The organism is Embleya sp. NPDC127516 (assembly GCF_044765325.1).
In the GTDB taxonomy this organism is placed as follows: Bacteria; Actinomycetota; Actinomycetes; order Streptomycetales; family Streptomycetaceae; genus Embleya.
On sequence record NZ_JBIWJT010000002.1, the window covers coordinates 396,043 to 415,191 of the forward strand.

Annotated in this window: 18 protein-coding genes; 6 read left to right on the forward strand and 12 right to left on the reverse strand. The window is 70.4% G+C overall.

The genetic code is table 11. The features are described from left to right. Positions 1-14 precede the first annotated feature (14 nt). The 5 genes from ACIRL2_RS04250 to ACIRL2_RS04270 form a co-directional block, all read right to left on the reverse strand. Positions 15-1,154, reverse strand: coding sequence for a magnesium and cobalt transport protein CorA (locus ACIRL2_RS04250; RefSeq protein WP_402230042.1), 1,140 nt, complete (start codon positions 1,152-1,154; stop codon positions 15-17). A gap of 170 nt (positions 1,155-1,324) precedes the next feature. Next, positions 1,325-2,221 carry an SDR family oxidoreductase gene (locus ACIRL2_RS04255; RefSeq protein ID WP_395868339.1) on the reverse strand — a complete coding sequence of 299 codons (897 nt, stop codon included), beginning with the start codon at positions 2,219-2,221 and terminating at the stop codon, positions 1,325-1,327. Between the two features lie 5 nt (positions 2,222-2,226). After that, complete coding sequence (locus ACIRL2_RS04260) at positions 2,227-3,006, reverse strand: enoyl-CoA hydratase/isomerase family protein (protein WP_395868336.1); 780 nt, start codon at positions 3,004-3,006, stop codon at positions 2,227-2,229. A gap of 129 nt (positions 3,007-3,135) precedes the next feature. Continuing rightward, on the reverse strand, positions 3,136-3,510 hold the full coding sequence (locus ACIRL2_RS04265) for a VOC family protein (RefSeq protein WP_395868334.1): 375 nt from the start codon (positions 3,508-3,510) through the stop codon (positions 3,136-3,138). 39 nt (positions 3,511-3,549) lie between these two features. Next, positions 3,550-4,425 carry an acyl-CoA thioesterase gene (locus ACIRL2_RS04270; protein ID WP_395868332.1) on the reverse strand — a complete coding sequence of 292 codons (876 nt, stop codon included), beginning with the start codon at positions 4,423-4,425 and terminating at the stop codon, positions 3,550-3,552. Positions 4,426-4,443: 18 nt separating this feature from the next. Here ACIRL2_RS04270 and ACIRL2_RS04275 point away from each other — a divergent pair, with 18 nt between their 5' ends. Together ACIRL2_RS04275 and ACIRL2_RS04280 are read left to right on the forward strand one after the other, a co-directional pair. Continuing rightward, on the forward strand, positions 4,444-5,727 hold the full coding sequence (locus tag ACIRL2_RS04275) for an MFS transporter (protein WP_395868330.1): 1,284 nt from the start codon (positions 4,444-4,446) through the stop codon (positions 5,725-5,727). 49 nt (positions 5,728-5,776) lie between these two features. After that, positions 5,777-6,031 (forward strand): hypothetical protein, encoded by a 255-nt coding sequence (locus tag ACIRL2_RS04280; RefSeq protein ID WP_158695782.1) that lies wholly within the window; start codon positions 5,777-5,779, stop codon positions 6,029-6,031. A 283-nt stretch (positions 6,032-6,314) separates the two neighbouring features. Here ACIRL2_RS04280 and ACIRL2_RS04285 read toward each other — a convergent pair whose 3' ends face one another. Both ACIRL2_RS04285 and ACIRL2_RS04290 read right to left on the reverse strand, forming a co-directional pair. Beyond that, on the reverse strand, positions 6,315-7,283 hold the full coding sequence (locus tag ACIRL2_RS04285) for a helix-turn-helix domain-containing protein (protein WP_395868328.1): 969 nt from the start codon (positions 7,281-7,283) through the stop codon (positions 6,315-6,317). Between the two features lie 340 nt (positions 7,284-7,623). Next, a complete protein-coding gene (locus ACIRL2_RS04290; RefSeq protein WP_402230048.1) occupies positions 7,624-7,944 on the reverse strand; it encodes a hypothetical protein in 321 nt (106 codons plus the stop codon). 1,066 nt (positions 7,945-9,010) lie between these two features. On the opposite strand from ACIRL2_RS04290, the gene ACIRL2_RS04295 reads away from it, so the two are divergent. After that, on the forward strand, positions 9,011-10,636 hold the full coding sequence (locus tag ACIRL2_RS04295; protein ID WP_402230050.1) for a TROVE domain-containing protein: 1,626 nt from the start codon (positions 9,011-9,013) through the stop codon (positions 10,634-10,636). Between the two features lie 47 nt (positions 10,637-10,683). On the opposite strand, the gene hpnH is transcribed toward ACIRL2_RS04295, so the two are convergent. Then, a complete protein-coding gene (gene hpnH, locus ACIRL2_RS04300) occupies positions 10,684-11,688 on the reverse strand; it encodes an adenosyl-hopene transferase HpnH (protein WP_395868322.1) in 1,005 nt (334 codons plus the stop codon). 139 nt (positions 11,689-11,827) lie between these two features. Here hpnH and ACIRL2_RS04305 point away from each other — a divergent pair, with 139 nt between their 5' ends. Beyond that, complete coding sequence (locus ACIRL2_RS04305; protein ID WP_395868320.1) at positions 11,828-12,436, forward strand: TetR/AcrR family transcriptional regulator; 609 nt, start codon at positions 11,828-11,830, stop codon at positions 12,434-12,436. Between the two features lie 70 nt (positions 12,437-12,506). On the opposite strand, the gene ACIRL2_RS04310 is transcribed toward ACIRL2_RS04305, so the two are convergent. From ACIRL2_RS04310 to ACIRL2_RS04325, 4 genes are read right to left on the reverse strand one after another with little or no spacing between them, the layout of a single operon-like run. Continuing rightward, the gene (locus ACIRL2_RS04310; protein ID WP_395868318.1) at positions 12,507-13,976 is read right to left on the reverse strand and encodes a penicillin-binding transpeptidase domain-containing protein; all 1,470 of its coding nucleotides are present in this window, start codon (positions 13,974-13,976) and stop codon (positions 12,507-12,509) included. Next, positions 13,973-15,349, reverse strand: a complete 1,377-nt coding sequence (locus ACIRL2_RS04315) for an FtsW/RodA/SpoVE family cell cycle protein (RefSeq protein ID WP_402230053.1) — start codon at positions 15,347-15,349, stop codon at positions 13,973-13,975. The genes ACIRL2_RS04310 and ACIRL2_RS04315 overlap by 4 nt, the downstream gene beginning before the upstream one ends. Positions 15,350-15,403: 54 nt before the next feature. After that, positions 15,404-16,195: an ABC transporter permease gene (locus ACIRL2_RS04320; RefSeq protein ID WP_402230055.1), complete on the reverse strand. Its 792-nt coding sequence runs from the start codon at positions 16,193-16,195 to the stop codon at positions 15,404-15,406. Further along, entirely contained in the window at positions 16,192-16,917 is a 726-nt protein-coding gene (locus ACIRL2_RS04325; RefSeq protein WP_402230057.1) for an ABC transporter ATP-binding protein, read from the reverse strand. The genes ACIRL2_RS04320 and ACIRL2_RS04325 overlap by 4 nt, the downstream gene beginning before the upstream one ends. Before the next feature lie 161 nt (positions 16,918-17,078). On the opposite strand from ACIRL2_RS04325, the gene ACIRL2_RS04330 reads away from it, so the two are divergent. Together ACIRL2_RS04330 and ACIRL2_RS04335 are read left to right on the forward strand one after the other, a co-directional pair. Beyond that, positions 17,079-18,332, forward strand: coding sequence for a sensor histidine kinase (locus tag ACIRL2_RS04330; RefSeq protein ID WP_395868310.1), 1,254 nt, complete (start codon positions 17,079-17,081; stop codon positions 18,330-18,332). An 11-nt stretch (positions 18,333-18,343) separates the two neighbouring features. Further along, positions 18,344-18,979, forward strand: coding sequence for a response regulator (locus ACIRL2_RS04335; protein WP_395868449.1), 636 nt, complete (start codon positions 18,344-18,346; stop codon positions 18,977-18,979). The last annotated feature ends 170 nt before the right edge of the window (positions 18,980-19,149 follow it).

Consider the following 19,149-nt stretch of genomic DNA (forward strand, 5'->3'; position numbering starts at 1 on the left):
CGGGTCCGGCGCGGTCAGAGCCAGTTGCGGCGCTTGAAGACGACGTAGAGGATCACGCAGACCAGAACCATCAGGCCGACCGCGAAGGGGTAGCCGAGGGTCCAGTGCAATTCGGGCATCTCGTCGAAGTTCATCCCGTACACGGTGCCGATCAGGGTCGGCGCGAACAGGATGGCGGCGTACGCGGAGATCTTCTTGACCTCCTCGTTCTGCGCGTTGCTGGCCGCCGTGAGTTGTCTCATCTCCTCGTTCTGGGCCTGGGTCACCACGATCGCGTTGACCCGCATGATGCCTTCGAGCAGCGACCGGAAGCCCGCCACCCGCTCCACGGCGATCGTCGCGTGGTCCTGGACGTCGCGCAGGTAGCGGCGGAGCTCCTGGTCCACGTGGTACTTGTCGAAGCCGGTGGACAGGTCGGTGAGCATGAGCAGGAGCGGTCGGGTCGCGCGCTGGAACTCGATCACCTCGCGGGAGAGTTCGTAGATGCGTCGGGAGACGTTCGGGGCGCCGAGGAAGGCCTCCGCCTCGATCTCGTCGATGTCGTTCTGCAGGCCGCCGACCACCGGGGCGTAGGCGTCCACGACGCTGTCCAGGATCGCGTACAGCACCGCCTCCGGGCCCTGGCGCAGGAGTTCGGGGCGGTCCTCGGCCCAGCGGCGGACGGCGGACAGGTCCGGTGATTCGGAGTGCCGGACGGTGACCACGAAGTTGCCGCCGAGGAAGACGTGCAGTTCGCCGAAATCGACCTCCTCGACGTCGTCGAGGTAGCGGGCCGCGCGCAGGACCACGAACAGCGTCTCGCCGTAGCGTTCCAGCTTGGGCCGCTGGTGGGCCACGATCGCGTCCTCGATGGCCAGCGCGTGCAGGTCGAACTCCTCGGCGGCGGAGAAGAGTTGGCTCTCGGAGGGGCGGTAGAGCCCGATCCAGGCCATGGCGCCGGGGCGGGCGTGCAGTTCGCGGTAGGTGTCGGCGAGGGTGGTCGGCGAGGCGACGCGGACGCCGGCCACGTAGATCGCCGCGTCGATCAGGCTGTGCTCGACCGGTGCCGGTTCGGGGACGTCCGCCGCGCGCGGGTCCATCGAGCGCTCGGGCGGCTCTTGCGATCCGGGCACACCGTGTCTGCGGGCGCGGAAGGGCAGACGCCGATCGGGCATGCGGGGCTCCGAGACACTGGGCGGCGATGGGCACGGACACGACGTCGGGCCGATCGCGCCAGGGAATCGCGATCGACCCGACCGTCGTATTGTCCATTTTTCCGCGCAGATATGACGTATTTATGCCATTTTGCGCCGTGCCACCGGGTGCGTCGGCGCCCGGGTCGCGCTCACGGCAGTTCGAACGGGCCCTTGCCCATCTGCTGCCGCACGGTGACCACCGGCGGGTTGACCAGGCCGCGGCGCTGCCAGTTGGCGCCGTCCACGACCAGCGTGTGGCCGGAGACGAAGCGGGCGTAGGGCGAGGCCAGGAAGGTCGCGGCCCAGCCCAGCTCGCGCGGCCGGCCGACCCGCATGGCGGGCTGGCAGGGGTCCTTGTCGTGGGTGCCGGCCAGATTCCCCTTGATGTCGGCGGTCATGTCCTCGTGCGGGAACAGGCCCGGGACCAGGCCGTTGACCTGGATCCCGTACGGACCCCACTCGACGGCGAGGGTCTCGACCATGTTCTTGACGCCCGCCTTGGCGGCGGCGCTGTGCGCGAAGCCGGGGCCGCCGGTCCAGGCGTAGGAGGCGCCGATGTTGACGATCGAGCCGGGCGTGCCGGCCGCCAGATGCCGGCGGGCGAACTCGCGGGCGCAGAAGTAGGTGCCGTTGAGCGTGATGTCCACGACGGTGCGCCACGCGTTGGGCGACATCTCCTCGGCGGGGACCGGGAAGTTGGCCGCCGCGTTGTTGATCAGGACGTCCGGCAGGCCGAACGTGTCGACGGCCGCGTCGAAGGCCGCCGCGATGTCGGCCGGCTCGCGGATGTCGCAGGCCACCGTGCGCACCCGTGCGCCGGTCTCGGCCAGCGCCTCGCGGGCGGCCTCGAGGTGGTCCTCCTTGCGGCTGGCCACCACCAGGTCGGCGCCCAGCCGGGCGAACTCGATCGCGATCGCCTTGCCCAGGCCGGTGCCGCCTCCGGTGACGAACACCGTGCGGCCCGTGTACGTACCGGCCGGCAGCGCGGCGGCGCCCGGGGCGGGTGGTTCGGGCAGGCCGATGATGCCGTCGGATGCCTCGGTCATGGGGGTCAGCTCCCGGTGTAGTGGGCGGGCCGGCGTTCGGCGCGGGCGGCGCGGAACTCGGCGTAGTCGTCCGACTTGTTGACGAAGGTCTGCGCGATCAGTTCCTCGGCCATCGAGGCGCGCACGGCGGGTTCGGCGAGATGGCCGAGCACGCGTCGGGCCATCTTGATGGTCACCGCCGGCGCGGCGGCGATCCGCTCGGCCATCTCGCGCACCGTGGCGTCCAGTTCGTCGGCGGGCACCACACGCGAGACGATGCCGTGCGCGTACGCCTCGGCGGCGTCCATCGGGCGTCCGGTGAGCACCAGGTCGGCGGTCACTCCCGGGCCGCAGATCTGGAACAGCCGACCCACGCCGCCGGTGTCCGGGATCACCCCGTGGGTGGTCTCCGGCAGCATGAACCGGGCACCCTCGGCGGCCACCCGGATGTCGCACAGCAGCGCGCGCTGGAAGGACGCGCCGATCGACCAGCCCTGGCAGGCCACCAGGACCGGCGCGGGCAACTCGAAGAGCTGCTGCACGCCGCGATGCCCGCGGGTCATCAGCTCGTGGTGTGTCAACTCCACCCGGTGCCCGCCGATCGAGGACACGTCCCGACCGGACGAGAAGGACTTGCCCACCGCGCGCCAGATCACCGCGCGCACCTCGGGCCGCTGCCGCAGCTCGCCGAGGATCTGCCACAACAACCGGTCCATGTCGTCGTCGAACGCGTTGTGCTTGTCCGGGTTGTTGTTGGTGATCGTCGCGATCGGGCCGTCGTAGTCGAGAAGCACCTTGTCCGCCATGACACCCTGGGATATCCCAACCCCGCGCAGGAATCGAGGGGCACGGCGCCCGCGGGGACCGCAAGCGGGCAAGATCACAGCCGGCGCCTCACCGGCCCGCGAACGGGCCGGGGCGGCGGCGTGGGCGGGTCAGGGGTTGCGCTGGGTCAATCCGTAGAAGTTGCCCTCGTTGTCGCGGAAGGTGGCCCACCAGCCCCATTCCTGCTGGGCGGGCTTGTCCGGGAAGTCGATGCCCTTGGCGACCAGTTCGCGGTACGTGCTTTGGATGTCGTCACAGGTGAACAGCACGTTGTTGAGCGAGCCGACCTTCTCCATGTCGAACCGGTGGCTGAACAGGATCAGCGTGATGGCGTCGCCCGGGGCACGGACCTCGATCCAGCGCGGGCTGCCGGCTTCGCCCATCGGCGTGTCCATGACCTCCTCGAAGCCCATCTTGTCGACCCAGAAGCGCTTCGCCGCGTCCTGGTCGTCGACATTCAGCGAGACCTTTCCGACCTGCACCATGTGCACTCCCTCGGCTGGCGCCACCGGCCCTCGGCGGCGCTACGGCCGGTGTTCGACCGGCTCGCCGAACAGTGCCTCCTGACTCACCGTCGCAAACAGCGCGCCCGACGCGTCGAAGAGCCGGCCGTGCACCGTGCCGTGCGCGGCGTGCAGCGTGGTGCCCTCCTGGTCGTACAACCACCAGCGGTCCGCGCGGAACGGGCGATGGAAGCGGATCGAGTGGTCCAGGCTGGCCCGCGGGATCCAGCGCCGGCCCAGGGCCTGCGCGTGCGGCAGCACCAGCGTGTCCAGGATGCTCAGGTCGGTCGCGTACGCGATCGCGCACGCGTGCAGCAGCGCGCGCTCCGGCAGATCGCCGTCGACACGACACCACAGCGCGTTGTGCGGCGGGCGCGCGGTGCATGTCTCGTCGGCCCAACTCGGCGGCTCGACGAAGCGCAGGTCCACCGGGTTGTAGCGGACCAGCCCGGGCCGGCGCAACGGGCCGTTCAGCGCCGCCAGCCGCTGCGCGAGGGTGGGCAGCGTGGTCGGGTCGGGCGCGGCGGGCGCGCTCGGGGCGTGCGCGAACGGCGTCTCGGGTCGGGTCACCCGGAAGGACGCGACCAGGTGTACGACCACCTTGTCCGCCTGGAGCACGTCGACCAGCCGATGGCTGAGCGTGCGGCCCTGGAGGGTGCGGGTGACCCGGTAGGTCAGCGGCAGCGTCGAGTCGGCCGGCCGCAGGAACGAGGTGTGCAGCGAGTGCGGCACACGATCGGCGTCGACGGTGGCCCCGGCGGCGGCCAGCGCCTGCGCGACGAGCCAGCCGCCGAAAACCCGAAAGGCGTCCGGATCAGGGCTTTTACCCTCGAATAGATCGGAGTTGAGTCGGGTCGGCTCAACTTCTTCGACGAATCGGGTGACGTCGCTGCTCATGACTGCTAGTACAGCAAGGTGAGCCGCGACATCGACGACGAGGGGCATGGTGGGCGCGTGGCGTGGGGTGCGGTAAAGGTGCTCGGGGACCGCAACGCGAGTCTGTACCTGAGCGGGGTGGTGGTCTCCGGCTTCGGCAGCAGCGCGATGTCGCTCGTCGCGGGAGTCTGGGCCAAGACGCTGACCGGCTCGGACAGTGTGGCCGCGTTGATGGCACTCGGGGTGTTCGCGCCGTCCCTGCTCGGGCCGTTGCTGGGCACGGTCGTCGATCGATGGCCGGCCAAACGGGTGCTCCTGGTCACCAACCTGGTGCTCGCGGTGTTGTTGACCACGACGCTGACCGTGCGCTCGGCCGATCAGGTGTGGATCCTGTTCGCGGTGATGTGTGGCTACGGGGTCGGCTTCGTGCTGCTGGACGCGGCCGAGTCGACCGCGCTCGCCGCCGGTGTCGCGCCGGGCATCCTGGGCGACCTGAACGGGATACGGCTCAGCGCCTCCGAGGGGATGAAGCTGATCGCGCCGTTGGCGGGCGCGGGTCTGTTCGCGTGGGCCGGTGGACACACCGTCGCGCTGCTGGACGCGGGCACGTTCGTGCTCGCGGCCGGCGTGTTCGCGCTGATGCGCTTCGACCGGCCGGTGCGGGTCGAGGTCGAGGAAAGCGGGTGGTGGAGCAGGACCACGGCGGGCGTGGGCTACCTGTGGGCGCACCGTCCGCTGCGCCGACTGGTGCTCTCCGGCGGCCTGGCGATGGTGGTGTCCGGGATCAGCGGTGGTGCCATCTACGCCGTGGTCGACCAGGGGCTCGGCCGCCCACCGGCGTTCGTGGGCGTGTTGTACGCGGCGCAGGGCGCCGGGTCGGTGGCGGTCGGGCTGTGCGCCGGCGCGCTGATCCGTCGGCTCGGCGCGCGCGGGTTCGCGGTACTGGGCCTGGCGCTGTTCGCGGTCGGGGTGGGGTTGCGCGCGGTGGAGTGGCTGCCGGTGGTGCTGGCCGGGAGCGTGGCGATCGGGTTCGGGCTGCCCGCGGTGCACGTGGCGGCGATGACCGTGCTGCAACGGGAGACGCCGGGGCATCTGGTGGGGCGGGTCGCGGCGACCGCCGGGACCCTGATGTTCGCGCCGACGGCGTTCGCCATCCTCGGCGTGGCGGGCCTGTTGGCGGTGGTGGACCACCGGGTGATCCTGCTCGCCACGGCGGTCCTGGGCGGCGTGGTCGCGCTGTACTGCGCGGCGGGTCGCGACGAGCGGGGGCCGGCCGGGGAGCAGGCGCAGACGGAGGAGGCGCGGGATTCGCGGCACGTGTGACGCACGCATGTCCTAGGTCGAGGGCGGCTTGCCACCTACGATGATCCGCATGTATGAACCGGCGGAAATCCCGGCTGAGCTGGTTGCCCTCCAGCGGGACCGCGACCACGCGGCCGACGTCGTCACGACGTTCGCGCGCGAGAACCCCGGGCGGCTCGACGCCGAACTGACCCGTCAGTGGTCGGCGGCCGTGCGGGCGGAACGCAACGCCATACACGCGCTGCACGCGCACCCGATGATGGTGCTGGGGCCGAACCGGTTCAAGATCATGCGGGCGCTGCGCGCCGCCGCCAAGCTCACCTGACGACGGCCCGACCGCGACAGGGGCAAGAGAGCGTCGGGCCGGACCGCCGAAGGACGAAGGTTACGCGCCCGCGCCGACAACCGCTCCGGAGAGCACGCACCGCGCCGTCTTGGACGCGTCTTCGATGCGTTTTCGATGTTTCTTGCTTGAAACGTCTTGCGTGCTTTGGTGAATCGATGCCTCGATGTGCATCGATATGTCGGCGTGCATTGACGCGTCGGTGTGTGCGGCGGTGTGTCGGTGTGTCCGCGCGGCGACGACACCGCGGGCGCGCGGGCGGCCGTCACGCGGTGGCGCTTCCCGGGCAGAAGGTGCGGCGGTAGTTCTGCGGAGTGGTGCCGCGACGGCGCAGGAAGTGGTGACGCAGCGTCGCGGCGCTGCCGAAGCCGGAGCGTTCGGCGACGGCGTCGATCGGCAGGTCGGTCTCCTCCAGCAGTTCCTGGGCCAGCAACACGCGCTGCGCGGTGAGCCACTCGTAGGGCGTGGTGCCGATCTCCTGCTGGAACCTGCGGGCGAAGGTACGCGGTGACATCAGCGCGTGTTCGGCCATCTGATCGACCGTCACGTCCCGGCCCAGGTGCCGCTCCATCCAGGTGAGCGTGGCCTGGAGTGGGCTGCCGGACCGCTCGGGCAGGGGACGGGAGATGTACTGCGCCTGGCCGCCCTCGCGGTGCGGCGGGACGACCATGCGCCGGGCGATCGCGTTGGCCACGCGGGTGCCGTCCTCCAGGCGGACCAGGTGCAGGCACGCGTCGATGCCGGCGGCCGTGCCTGCGCTGGTGATCACCCGGCGGTCCTCGACGTAGAGCACGTCCGGCTCGACGACGGCCCGGGGGAACATGCGGGCGAGACGGTCGGTGTACTTCCAGTGCGACGTGCAGCGGCGGCCGTCGAGCAGGCCGGCCCGGCCCAGCGTGAACGCGCCGGTGCACACGCTCATGATCCACGCGCCGCGCGCCTCCGCGGCGCGCAGCGCGTCCAGGAGCCGGGGATCGGGCAGCGCGTTCTCGTCGTGCTCGGCGGCCGCGGGGATCGCGATCAGGTCCGCGTGCGCGACCCGGTCGAGGCCGTGTTCGGCGAACAGGTCGTAACCGGCCTTGGTGCGGATCCGGCCGGGGGTGACCGCGCACACCGCGAAGTCGTAGACCGGGCAGCCCTCCTCGCTCCGGTCGATGCCGAATACCTCGCACAACACCCCGAGTTCGAAGGGTGCGACGCCGTCCTGAACGATCGCGACCACGTTGCGCAACATGCGTCCAGCATGCCGGCAGTCGACCCCAGATGGCAGGATATTGCGCCCATCAGGCAGTCCTGCCACTCGATGTATGCGCAAGCATCGGGCAGTCTTGGGGCATGACGATTTTGGCGGTTTTCCTGGTGATCACAGTGGTTCTCGGTGCCCTGTCGGCCGTGGGGCGGTCGGCCGATACACGCGATGCGGACAAGTACCGGTCGTGGCACCACTGAGCGTCGCGGAGGTGCCTCCGCCGCGACGGGAGCGAATGACCGCGCGCCCGGCCCAAGGGACATGGGCCGGGCGCGCGGTGTGTTCCGGAGCGACCGGGAGGGCCGATCGCTCGCGAGCGCCTGTCTCAGTTGCGGCGCTTGAGTGCCCGCCAGACGAAGAAGATGATGATCGCGACGATGATGATGCCGATGATCCCGAAGATGAACTTTCCGGCCTTCTTGAAGAAGCCCTTCTTCTTTTTCTTCGACTTCGACTTCTTGGTCGGGTGGTTCTGCTGCGCGGCGGCCCGATGCGACGTGGTCCGAGCCGAGGTGTCCGCGACCGTCTGCATGCCGGTCGTGGTGAGCCCCGTGGATACCGACGTGGACGAAACCTGGCGAACCTGCGCCTGAGCCGGCGCGGACGCGGCCTGGGCCGGTACGGCGGTCAAGACCGCCGCGAACACGGCGAGCAGAATCGGACCGGCGAGACGCCGAAGAACACGATGAACCATCTGACAAGCCCCCATTTCAACCCCGCGGAACACGCGCCTCGCGGAGCCGCTTCGACCCCGTGGTGGGCCGATAGCGGCGCGAATCTACCCGACACGCCAGTTCTCACGTGCCGGAAAGAGTCAAGATTTGGTTCGGACGCGACCCATGCGACACGTGTCAACGACGATTCCGGTACGCTGACGACTCATCAGGTTGTGGCAGCCCGGATGCCGGTGAGGGGTGTCCGGGCTTCCCAATCGACCTTTGCGGCGCGGGTGCCCTGCGCATCGCACTCACGGATGTCGTGTCTTCGCTCGCCTTGGCGGCCATCGCCCGGTGACAGGGGCTGCCCGGCGCGGGGTCCCTGCGGGCGGGCCTGAACGAGACGGTGCGGAGCGGCATCCCGAAGGTGTGGCCGCTCCGACGGATCACGGCCGATCACGGCTCGATGACTCAGGGTCGGATTCGCGCGCACGGCGACACGGTGGGCCGCACCCGTGGTCGTCCCGTCCCGGTGCCGCACGTGTGGCGGGAGGGGCTGTCGGGGGACCCGGCTCTGCCATGTGGGCTCTCGCCCGGGCCGGAAATTCCGTGGGCGGCTTCGGGGTTCGTGGCTAGGGTGATGATGTCCGGGTGCGCGGGCGGCGGTTACTTCTTCAAACCGAGTCCACCGTTGCCGCTTTGATCTCCGGATCTTTGGATTTCGACAATTTCATACGCACCTCCCGGTGCGCAGACGACGGTTCCTTCTGGATCTGATGGTCGCGGGTTCGAGTCCCGCTCGGCCGCCCGAGGGCGGCAGGTAGCTCAGATGGAAGAGCATCAGCTGTGTCCGTCGTCGCTTTCGATCTCGGGAGGACGACGTCGTGGGGTGCCCGGTGCGCAGTTCGGGATTTCTTCCAGTTCCGGGTTCGAATCCCGGTCGGCGGCCCTCGGGTCGTCGGTAGCTCAAGGGTAGAGCGCCCTGAAGCCCGGCCGCCCTGATCTCGGGCACCCTCGCGACGTTCGACCCTTCCCCCACCCTCCGGGGGCCACCTCATGTCTCGCTACAACACCCGTTCGGCGCGCCCGCGTGCCGCCGATCCGATCACCACCACCGGCCGCACCACGACCCACGAGGGTGGCGCCGCCTATACCCGCGACACACGCGGCGAGTTGCTCATGCTCGCGGTCGTGAACATGGTCGGCAACGACACGTTCTACGAGAGCGCCGGTGTCCGGGACGACCGCTTCACCGCGCTCGTGCGCACCGTCGCGGTGGAACACCCGGCCTGGATGGTCGAGTTCGTGCGGTGGCTGCGTGGCGAGGCGAACATGCGCAGCGCCGCCCTGGTCGCGGCGGCCGAGACGGTCAAGGCCCGCCTGGACGCGGGCGCGCCGGCCGTACCCGGGTACTCGCGCCTGGTCGTCGACGCCGCGCTACAGCGTGCGGACGAGCCGGGCGAGCTGATCGGCTACTGGACCTCGCACTACGGCCGCGCCATTCCCAAGCCGATCAAGCGCGGTGTCGCGGACGCCGTCCGCCGCCTGTACGGCGAACGCTCACTGCTCAAGTACGACACCGCGTCCAAGGGCTACCGGTTCGCCGACGTGCTGAACCTGGTCCACGCCGCGCCCGCGGCGGACAAGCCGTGGCAGGGCGAGTTGTTCGGCTACGCGCTCGATCGGCGCCACCACCCGGACGAGGCCGTGCCGTCCGCCGCCCTGCGCATGGTGACGGCCAACGCCGGGTTGCGCGCCGCCGCGGCCTCGGACCCGCGGGTGCTGCTGGACGCGGACGCGTTGGCGGCGGCCGGCATGACGTGGGAGGACGCGCTGTCGCTCGCGGGGGCGCGGGTGGACAGGGCGGAGCTGTGGTCGGCCCTAGTGCCGTCGATGGGTTACATGGCGCTGCTGCGCAATCTGCGCAACCTGGACGAGGCGGGGGTGCCGGACCACGTCGCGGCACAGGTCGCGGAGCGGCTGGCCGACCCCGAACAGGTGGCCCGGTCCCGGCAGTTCCCGTACCGGTTCCTGTCCGCCCACCGCGCGGCGCCGTCGCTGCGCTGGGGGCACGCGCTGGATGTGGCGCTGAACGCGTCGTGCGCGAACGTGCCCGCGCTGACCGGCCGCACGCTCGTCCTGGTCGACACGTCCGCCAGCATGACGTCGCCGGTCTCCGCGCGCTCGCAGGTCCGGCACGTCGACGTCGGTGCGCTGTTCGGCGCGGTGCTCGCGCGCCGGGGCAACGCGGTGGACCTGGTCGGTTACGCCGACGGACACTTCGAGCACAGGCTCACCCGGGGCGGATCCGTGCTGCGCGACATCGAGGCGTTCACCGCGCGGATCGGCGAGGTCGGACACGGCACCGAGACCGTCGCGGCGCTGCGGGCGGCCTACCGGGGGCACGAGCGGGTGGTGATCATCTCCGATATGCAGGCGTTCGCCCACCCCGGATACGGCGGCCGCTCGTCCGGCGGGACCGGGATCTCGGTGTCGGACGCGATACCCGCGACGGTGCCGATGTTCGGGGTCGACACCACCGGCTACGCCGCGACCTCGATCGAGGTCGCTACGCCGAACCGCCACGAGATCGGCGGATTCAGCGACCGGATGTTCACCATGCTCGACCTGATGGCGCGGGGACGCGACGCCGGTTGGCCGTGGGAGCACGCGCGCGACTGAGCGCGGCGGGGTCGGCGGAGCGTCGTTCGCTTCGCCGACCCCGGTGCTCAGCCGGCGACGACCGCGCGCAGGCTTTCCTTGAGGGAGCCCATCGTGGCCAGGACGGCGGTCGGCTCGTAGCCGCAGTGGGCCATGCAGTTGTCGCAGCGCGGGTCCTTGCCGCGGCCGTAGTTCTCCCACTCGGTGTCGGTGAGCAATTCCTTGTAGCTCTGCACGTAGCCGTCGCCCATCAGGTAGCACGGCTGCTGCCAGCCGAGCAGAGAGTAGGACGGGATGGCCCACGGCGTGCACTCGAAGTCGCGCTTGCCCTCGAGGAAGTCGAGGAAGAGCGCGGAGTGGTTGAGCCGCCACTTCTTGCGGTTGCCACCGGCGAAGGCGGAGGCGAACAACTTCCGGGTCTGCTCGACGCCCAGGAAGCGGTTCTGCACCGGGGCCTTCTCGTAGGCGTAGGCCGGGGAGATCTGGATCCGGTCGACCTTGAGGTCGTCGTTGAGGAAGTTGAGCACGTCCACGATGCTCTCGGGGGAGTCCGTGTTGAAGAACGTGCTGTTCGTGTAGACCTGGAATCCGGCGGCCTTGGCCATCTTGACCGCGGCCACGGCCTCGTCGAAGACGCCTTCCTTGTCCACCGCCTGGTCGTGCTTCTCGCGCAGGCCGTCGATGTGCACCATCCACGCGAAGTTCTTGTTCGGCTTGAACTTGTGCAGGTGCTTGGGCAGCAGCACGGCGTTGGTGCAGATGATCACGAACTTCTTGCGCTTGAGCAGTTCCTCGACGATCTGGTCGATCTGCTTGTGCATCAGCGGCTCGCCGCCGGCCAGCGACACCATCGGAGCGCCGCACTCCTCGACGGCCGCGACGGCCTGCTCGACCGACATGCGCTTGCGCAGCACATCGTGCGGTTGCTGGATCTTGCCGCAGCCGCCGCACTTGAGGTTGCAGGCGAACAGCGGCTCGACCTCCACGATCATCGCGAACTTGTCGACCCGCTTGATCTTCTGCTTGACCAGATGAGTGCCGATTTTCACAGCCAGGTTCAGCGGCAGGCCCATGACCGTCGCGTCCTCTCTATCCCCGAACCCGGGGGCGTCGGCGTCCGCTGAAACTCGACTCGGCGTGGCGTCGTTGCCCGGGTGTGCCCGATGATGACAACATCTTCAACATACAGGCTGTACGTCACGTGGGGGTTGTATGGCGGTCACGCGTCGGGCACAACATGTCGCGGACACCCGCGCGGCCCTGCTGGCAGCGGCACGTGAGTTGTTCGCGACCCAGGGATACGCGCAGACCGGCACCGAGGAGATCGTGGCCAGGGCCCGGGTCACCCGGGGCGCGCTGTACCACCACTTCAAGGACAAGGCCGATCTGTTCCGCGCGGTGATGGAGACCGTCGCGGCGGACGCGGCCCAGACGCTGGTCGCCCACGAGATGCGTCATGCCCAGGACCACCCCAGCGAACCGTGGGATCAGTTGCGACACGGATTCCAGTCGTTCCTGGACGTGTGCACGACCGGGGACTTCCAGCGGATCGTGCTGGTGGACGGGCCGGCGGTGCTCGGGCCGGGGTCCTGGGACGCGCTGGTGGACGAGCACGGACACGGGCTGCTCGCGGCGTGGCTGCGACAGGCGATGGACAACGGCGAGATCGACGAACTGCCGGTGCCGCCGCTGGCCCGGTTGTTGGCGTCGTTGATCTCCGAGGCGAGCATGTACACCGCGCGCGCCGCGGATCCGGCGCTCGCGCGGCGCGAGGTGGGACAGGTCATCGATCGAGTGCTGGCCGGGCTGCGCAAGGGCTGACCGCTCGGGTGTGCCGGCCGGACTGCCGGAGGAGCCGACCGATCGGTGCTCGCGCCCTGTGGTCTCGTGGTCACCGCGCGAGCACGGCGGACATCACCGCCTTCGCGATCGGGGCGGCGAGGCCGCCGCCGGTGATGTCGGCGCGGTCGGCCGCGCCGTCCTCGACCACGACGGCGACCGCGACGGCGGGTTTGGCGTCGGCGTCGGCCTTGGCGTACGCGATGAACCACGCGTAGGGCACGGCCCGGTTGCGTTCGCCGTGCTGGGCGGTGCCGGTCTTGCCGCCGACGATCGCGCCGTCGATCCGAGCGTTGCCGCCGGTGCCGTTGGTGACCACGTCCTGCATCATCTTCTGGAGTTGGCGTGCGACCGGCGGGGAGACCGCGCGGGCCAGGGTCTCGTGGTGGGTTGCCTGCACGGTGCTGCCGTCGCCGCGGGTGAGTCGTTCGACCAGATACGGCCGCATCACGTCGCCGTCGTTGGCGATGCCGGCGGCGACCATCGCCATCTGGAGCGGGGTGGCCCGTGTGTCGAACTGGCCGATCGAGGACAGCGCTGTTTGCGGGCGGTCGGGGCTCCTCGGGAACACGCTCTCGGTGACCGCGACCGGGATGCGCAGTTTCGGGTCGCCGAAGCCGAACGCTTTGGCCTGACGGCGCATCACCTCGGCGCCCATGTCGACCCCGAGCTTGGCGAACACGGTGTTGCAGGACACCGACAGGGCGTGCCGCAGCGACGCGTTGCGGCAGCCGTTGGCCTCGTTGCCCAGGCGCGTCTGCGTTTCGGGCAGGGGGTAGGGGTCGGGTGATTCGGTCGGTTCGTCGGGGTCGGCGACCGTGCCGGAGCCGAGCGCGGCGGCGGCGGTGACCACCTTGAAGGTGGAGCCCGGGGGATAGGTCTCGCGCAGGGCCCGGTTGAGCATCGGGCGGTCGGGGTCGGTGTCCAGCGCGGTCCACGCGGTACGGGTCGCCTTGTTCGCGGCGGCGAGCCTGCCCGGGTCGTAGGAGGGGGTGCTGACCAGCGCCAGGATCGCGCCGGTGGTGGGGTCGATCGCGACCGCGGCGCCCTTGTTGCCGGTGCTCGCGAGACCGGCGAACGCGGCCTGTTGGGCGGCGGGCAGGATCGTGGTGGCCACATTGCCGGCGGGGCTGCGCTTGCGGGTGACGGCGGTGATCACCGGCCACGCGCCCAGGCGCGGATCGGTGCCGGCGAGCAGGTCGTCCTCGACGCCTTCGAGCAGTGTGGTCCCGTAGAGCTGGGACGCGTAGCCGGTGACCGGCGCGTAGAGCGGGCCGTCGGTGTAGCTGCGGCCGTAGGCCAGGTCGGAGGAGGCGTCCATGTGCGGGGAACCGGTGATCGGCCGGTCGGCGACCAGGATGTCGCCGCGCGGCTCCTGGTAGCGGACGATCTGCGGGCGGCGGTTGCCCGTCATGTGGTCGTAGGCGTCGGCCTTGTGCGCCTGGAGCCAGGTCGCGTTGCCGAGCAGTGCCAGGAGCAGCAGCAGGCAGAATCCGGCGGCTCGTCGGGCGGTGACGATCACGCGGGCACCTCCTCGGGCAGCGGGGCCGGTTCGTCGATCGGCGCGAGTGGTCGGCGGCCGCGGTCGCTGACCTTCATCAGCAGCGCGATCAGTGCCCAGTTGGTCACCACGGACGAGCCGCCCTGGGCGAGGAAGGGCATGGTCATGCCGGTGAGCGGGATCAGCGCGGTCACCCCGCCCGCGACCACGAACACCTGGATCGCCAGGACGGCGGAGAGCCCGTACGCGAGCAGTGAGCCGAACGCGTCCGGCGCGGTCAGGCCGGCCCGGAAGCCGCGCGCGACCAGCAGCGCGTAGAGCACGAACAGCGCGGCGAGGCCGGTGAGTCCGAGTTCCTCGCCGACCGTGGCGAGGATGAAGTCGCTCTTGGCGGCGAAGCCGACCAGGATCGAGTGGCCGAGTCCGAGTCCGGCGCCGAGCAGGCCGCCGGCCGCGAAACAGAACAGCGACTGGGCGAGTTGGCCCGGCCCCAGCCCCGCGTGGATGCTCGCGAACGGGTCCAGCCAATTCTGCACGCGAAGGTGCACGTGAGGTTCCGCGGAACCGACGACGAACGCGCCGAGGGCGATCAGGATCAGGCCGACCAGGATCCAACCGATCCGGGCGGTCGCCACGTAGAGCATCACCACGAACGCGCCGAAGTAGAGCAGGGACGTGCCCAGATCGCGTTCCAGCACCAGGATGCCGACCGAGGCCAGCCACACCGCGACGACCGGACCCAGGTCGCGACCGCGGGGCAGGTTCACGCCGCAGAATCGGCGCCCGATCATCATCAGTGTCTCGCGCGTGGTGGCCAGGTAGGACGCGAAGAAGACGACCAGGATGATCTTGGCGAACTCGCCGGGCTGCAATGAGAACGGGCCGAGCCGGATCCACACCTTCGCGCCGTTGATGGCCGGGAAGAAGACCGGGACGATCATCAGGAACAGTGCCACGGTGGCCGCGAGGTAGGAGTATTTACCCAGGGCGCGGTGGTCGCGCACGGCGATCATCACCACCGCGAACAGGATCACCCCGATGGCCGACCACATCAGTTGCGAGGACGCGGCCTGCACCTTCGGCGTCTCCAGATCGAGCCGGTAGATCAGCACCAGGCCCAGGCCGTTGAGCAGCGCGGCGATCGGCAGCAGCACCGGATCGGCGTACGGCGCGAAGCGGCGCACCAGAAGGTGGGCGACCAGGACCAGGAAACCCAGCCCGAGGCCGTACTTCGCGGTGTCCTGGGGAATGGAGCCGTGTTTGGCCAGGCCGACGTTGGCATAGGCGCAGACGGGGACCAGGACCGCGAAGACGAGCAGCAGGAGTTCGGTGTTGCGGCGCGTGGGCGGCAGGGGTTCCCCTGCTGCCGCCTCGCGCCGCCGCCATCTGGACATGGGCTCTGGAATGCCCACAAGTGACCGTGGGTAATCGAAGGGTTGCGCTCGGGGTCAGGCGTCGCGCCGGCGCACCACGATCAGCGCGGTGGCCGCCGCGGCGATCGCCCACAGCGCCATCACCCCCAGGCCCGCCCACGGGTCGAGTTCGTAGGCGTTGAAGTCGCGCAGCCGCATGATGCGTTGCCCGGCCCGGTCCGGCAGGAATCTGGCCGCCTCGCGCACGCCGGGTATCGCGGTGAGCGCCGCGGTGCCCAGCAGGATCAGCGGTATCAGCAGACCCATCGAGGCCATCGGCGTGCGCAGCACGAAGGTGACGCCGGCGCAGATGACCGCCAGCAGCACCAGATAGGCCCCCTGGCCGAAGGCCGTGCGCCAGGTCTCCGCGGTGGTCAGCGAGATGTCGCCGGCGGGGAGGAACACCCGGGCCGCCAGCGTGCACGCAAGGCTGGAGACGACGCCCGTGACCAGTGCCACCGCGGTGATCACGGTCAACTTCGCGGCGGCGAACACGCGGCGATCGGGCACCGCCGCGAGCGAGGCGTGGATGGTGCCGCTGCCGTACTCGCCCGCCACGGCCAGCACCGCGAAGGCCACCAGTGCTATCTGGCCGAGGTTGACGCCGTAGTGCACGAGCGTGAAGGGGTCGTATTCCGTGCCGTCCTCGCGGCGTTGGCCCTCGGCGACGAACGCGTCGACCAGTGCGCCGACGCCGACGGTCAGCAGCACCACGACCACCGGCAACCACCGGGTCGAGGGCACTGTGCGGATCTTGGTCCACTCGGCGTGCAGCGCCGCCGGGAACGAGTCGCGCGCCTGTGTCGTTGCCGTGCTTGCCGTGCTCATGCGCGGCCACCTCCCACGAACTGTTCGTGTCCGGCGGTCAGCCGGAGATAGACGTCTTCCAAGGACTCGCCCTCGCCGACGAACTCGGTCATCGAGGTGTCGGCCAACAGGCGCCCGCCGGCGATCACCACGAGGTGTCCGGCGGTCAGCGCCATCTCGCTCATGAGGTGGCTGGAGAGGAACACCGTGCGTCCCTCGGCGGCCAGCGACCGGATCAGGTCGCGGATCCACCGGATGCCCTCCGGGTCGAGCCCGTTGACCGGTTCGTCGAAGATCAGCACCTGCGGATCGCCCAGCAGCGCGGCGGCGATGCCCAGGCGCTGGCGCATCCCGAGCGAGTAGGTGCCGGCCCGGCGCCGGGCCGCGTCGGTCAGGCCGACCCGGTCCAACACCTCGTCCACCCGGGAGTCCGGTATGCGATTGGACCGCGCGAGGTAGAGCAGGTGGTCGCGGCCCCGGCGGCGTCGGTGCACCGCTCCCGCGTCGAGCAGCGCTCCCACATGGCGCAGCGGCTCGCGCAGCTCGCCGTAGACCCGGCCGCCGACGGTGGCGGTTCCGGAGGTGGGCCGGTCCAGACCCAGCACCATCCGCAGGGTGGTGGACTTGCCCGCGCCGTTGGGCCCGAGGAAGCCGGTCACCGTGCCTGCGGCGACCTCGAAGTCGAGGTCGTCGACCGCGAGAACGTCGCCGTAACGCTTGGTCAGGTTCCGGATGCGGATCATCTGCGGTGCTCCCTCTGCTGCCTCGGAGTGGTCTCACCGCCCGGTTGCTGCGGTGCCTCAAGACTGCGATTCGGGAGCCCTGCGTCGGATCCCCCGACCGTGGGGACGGTCTCCCCCGGGTGGGGGAGGCCGCGCGCACGACGACCCGGCAGGATGGCGGCATGTCCCGGATCGCGCCGCTTCGCACCTCGCTCGCCCGCCTCGCCCACCCGCTCGTCGCGGGGAGCACCTACACGCGTGGCTTCCACCTGTTCACGGCGCTGGCGCTGGGCGTTGCGGTCGCTCTGGTGTATCCCGGCCTGGAGGACAACGGCGGGGTCGCCGACGGGCTCGCACTGCTGACCGCCCCGATTCCGATCCTGGTGGCGTTCGGGCTGCTCGCCGAGGCGCGCCGGTTCGAGGGCTTCCTGGCTCGGCTGCTGCTGCGCCCCGGCGACGAGAGCGACATCGCGGTGACCCGGTCCCAGGGATGGGCGGATCGGTGGCGCACCGCACTGTGGCTGGTGCTGCGGGTCGAACTGGCCTGGCTCGGCCTCGCGGTCGTGGGCCAGGCGGTGTTCACCGGGATCGCGATGATCGTGGCACCGGCCACGGACGGGGGCTTGAAGTTCAGCGGGCTCACCTTCGCGGGCGGTGCCGGGCACTGGTGGTTGATCCCGCTCGGCCTGCTCGTCATCGTCGCGGCGATCTACTACCTGGCGGGCGTGGGTTGGCTGCTGACCCGGCTCGGTACCAAGCTGCTCGGGCCGTCCGCGAGCGAGCGGCTCGCGATAGCCGAGCGTCGGACCGAGCAACTGCTCGAACACAATCGGCTCGCCCGAGAGCTGCACGACTCGATCGGCCACGCGTTGTCGGTGACGGTGCTCCAGGCCGGCGCCGCCCGGCAACTGCTCGACACCGACCCCGGCTTCGCGGACCGGGCACTCGAGGCGATCGAGGAGACCGGTCGGCAGGCCCTGGAGGATCTCGAACGCATGTTGTTGCTGCTGCGCGACGCGCCGGAGCCGGCCGCGCCCCGGCCGGGCCTGCCCGAGGTCAAGACGCTGGTCGACACCACGCGCGGCGCGGGCGCCTCGGTCGCACTGCGGATATCGGGCGCCCTCGACGCGGTGCCGGCGGTGATCTCGCGCGAGGGTTATCGCATCGTGCAGGAGTCGCTCACCAACGTGCTGCGGCACGCGGGCCCGGTTCCGGTCGACGTCACCGTGGCGGTGGACGACCACGACGTCGAGTTGACCGTGCTGAACAGCGCACCCGCCGCCGGTGCGGAGCGATCGGTGGTCGGCGCGGGCAGCGGCAGCGGGCTGCGCGGGATTCGCGAGCGGGCCGCGTTGCTCGGCGGCGAGGCCACCGCCGGCCCCCAGGACGGCTACTGGCGGGTGCACGTGCGGCTACCTCTACGGTGGGCGTCGTGACGATCACGATCATGCTGGTGGACGACGACGAACTGGTTCGGGCGGGCCTGCGGGCCATCCTGGGCGCGCAGCCCGATTTCGAGGTCGTGGGCGAGGCCGACGACGGAGCGGGCGTGCTCTCGCTGGTGCGTTCGCTGCGCCCGGACGTGCTCGTGATGGATGTGCGCATGCCGCGCGTGGACGGCATCCAGGCCACCCGGGATCTGCTCGCCCATCTCGACCAGCCGCCCAAGATCCTGATCATGACCACCTTCGAGAACGACGAGTACGTCTACGAGGCGTTGCGGGTGGGAGCGCACGGCTTCCTGCTCAAGCGGGCCCGTCCGGACGAGATCACCGGAGCGGTGCGGGCGCTGGCCACCGGGGACTCGCTGCTGTTCCCGGCCAAGCTACGGGCGTTGGTCGAGCGCCACCGGAACGCGGCCCGCGCCGACGCGGTGGCCCGGGCCAACCTGACCGACCGCGAGGCCGAGGTGCTGCGGGCGATGGCCCGGGGGCTGAACAACGCCGAGATCGCCGCCGAGTTGTTCCTGGGCACCGAGACGGTCAAGAGTCATGTGAGCGCGCTGCTGGGCAAGTTGGGTGCCCGCGACCGCACCCAGGCGGTGATCGCGGCCTACGAATCGGGCTTCGTCGGACCCGGGTGATCCGACCTGGCCGCCCGGCGGCGTCGAAGCCGATCGCTTCGAGCAAAAAACGACATAAAAAGAGATGTTCGTACTATGTGTGACCCCTCCGGGTGGTGCTCGTTGGCCATCGTGCGCACGGGCCCCGTACCGATTCGCGGGAGCCGACGAAGGCGCGGCGAAAAGGGGGC

Bases quoted from the DNA above. Each gene is read 5' to 3' on its own strand.
- ACIRL2_RS04250 (WP_402230042.1), bottom strand. From the start codon at position 1,154: ATGCCCGATCGGCGTCTGCCCTTCCGCGCCCGCAGACACGGTGTGCCC.
- ACIRL2_RS04255 (WP_395868339.1), bottom strand. From the start codon at position 2,221: ATGACCGAGGCATCCGACGGCATCATCGGCCTGCCCGAACCACCCGCC.
- ACIRL2_RS04260 (WP_395868336.1), bottom strand. From the start codon at position 3,006: ATGGCGGACAAGGTGCTTCTCGACTACGACGGCCCGATCGCGACGATC.
- ACIRL2_RS04265 (WP_395868334.1), bottom strand. From the start codon at position 3,510: ATGGTGCAGGTCGGAAAGGTCTCGCTGAATGTCGACGACCAGGACGCG.
- ACIRL2_RS04270 (WP_395868332.1), bottom strand. From the start codon at position 4,425: ATGAGCAGCGACGTCACCCGATTCGTCGAAGAAGTTGAGCCGACCCGA.
- ACIRL2_RS04280 (WP_158695782.1), top strand. From the start codon at position 5,777: ATGTATGAACCGGCGGAAATCCCGGCTGAGCTGGTTGCCCTCCAGCGG.
- ACIRL2_RS04285 (WP_395868328.1), bottom strand. From the start codon at position 7,283: ATGTTGCGCAACGTGGTCGCGATCGTTCAGGACGGCGTCGCACCCTTC.
- ACIRL2_RS04295 (WP_402230050.1), top strand. From the start codon at position 9,011: ATGTCTCGCTACAACACCCGTTCGGCGCGCCCGCGTGCCGCCGATCCG.
- hpnH (WP_395868322.1), bottom strand. From the start codon at position 11,688: ATGGGCCTGCCGCTGAACCTGGCTGTGAAAATCGGCACTCATCTGGTC.
- ACIRL2_RS04305 (WP_395868320.1), top strand. From the start codon at position 11,828: ATGGCGGTCACGCGTCGGGCACAACATGTCGCGGACACCCGCGCGGCC.
- ACIRL2_RS04315 (WP_402230053.1), bottom strand. From the start codon at position 15,349: ATGTCCAGATGGCGGCGGCGCGAGGCGGCAGCAGGGGAACCCCTGCCG.
- ACIRL2_RS04320 (WP_402230055.1), bottom strand. From the start codon at position 16,195: ATGAGCACGGCAAGCACGGCAACGACACAGGCGCGCGACTCGTTCCCG.
- ACIRL2_RS04325 (WP_402230057.1), bottom strand. From the start codon at position 16,917: ATGATCCGCATCCGGAACCTGACCAAGCGTTACGGCGACGTTCTCGCG.
- ACIRL2_RS04330 (WP_395868310.1), top strand. From the start codon at position 17,079: ATGTCCCGGATCGCGCCGCTTCGCACCTCGCTCGCCCGCCTCGCCCAC.
- ACIRL2_RS04335 (WP_395868449.1), top strand. From the start codon at position 18,344: ATGCTGGTGGACGACGACGAACTGGTTCGGGCGGGCCTGCGGGCCATC.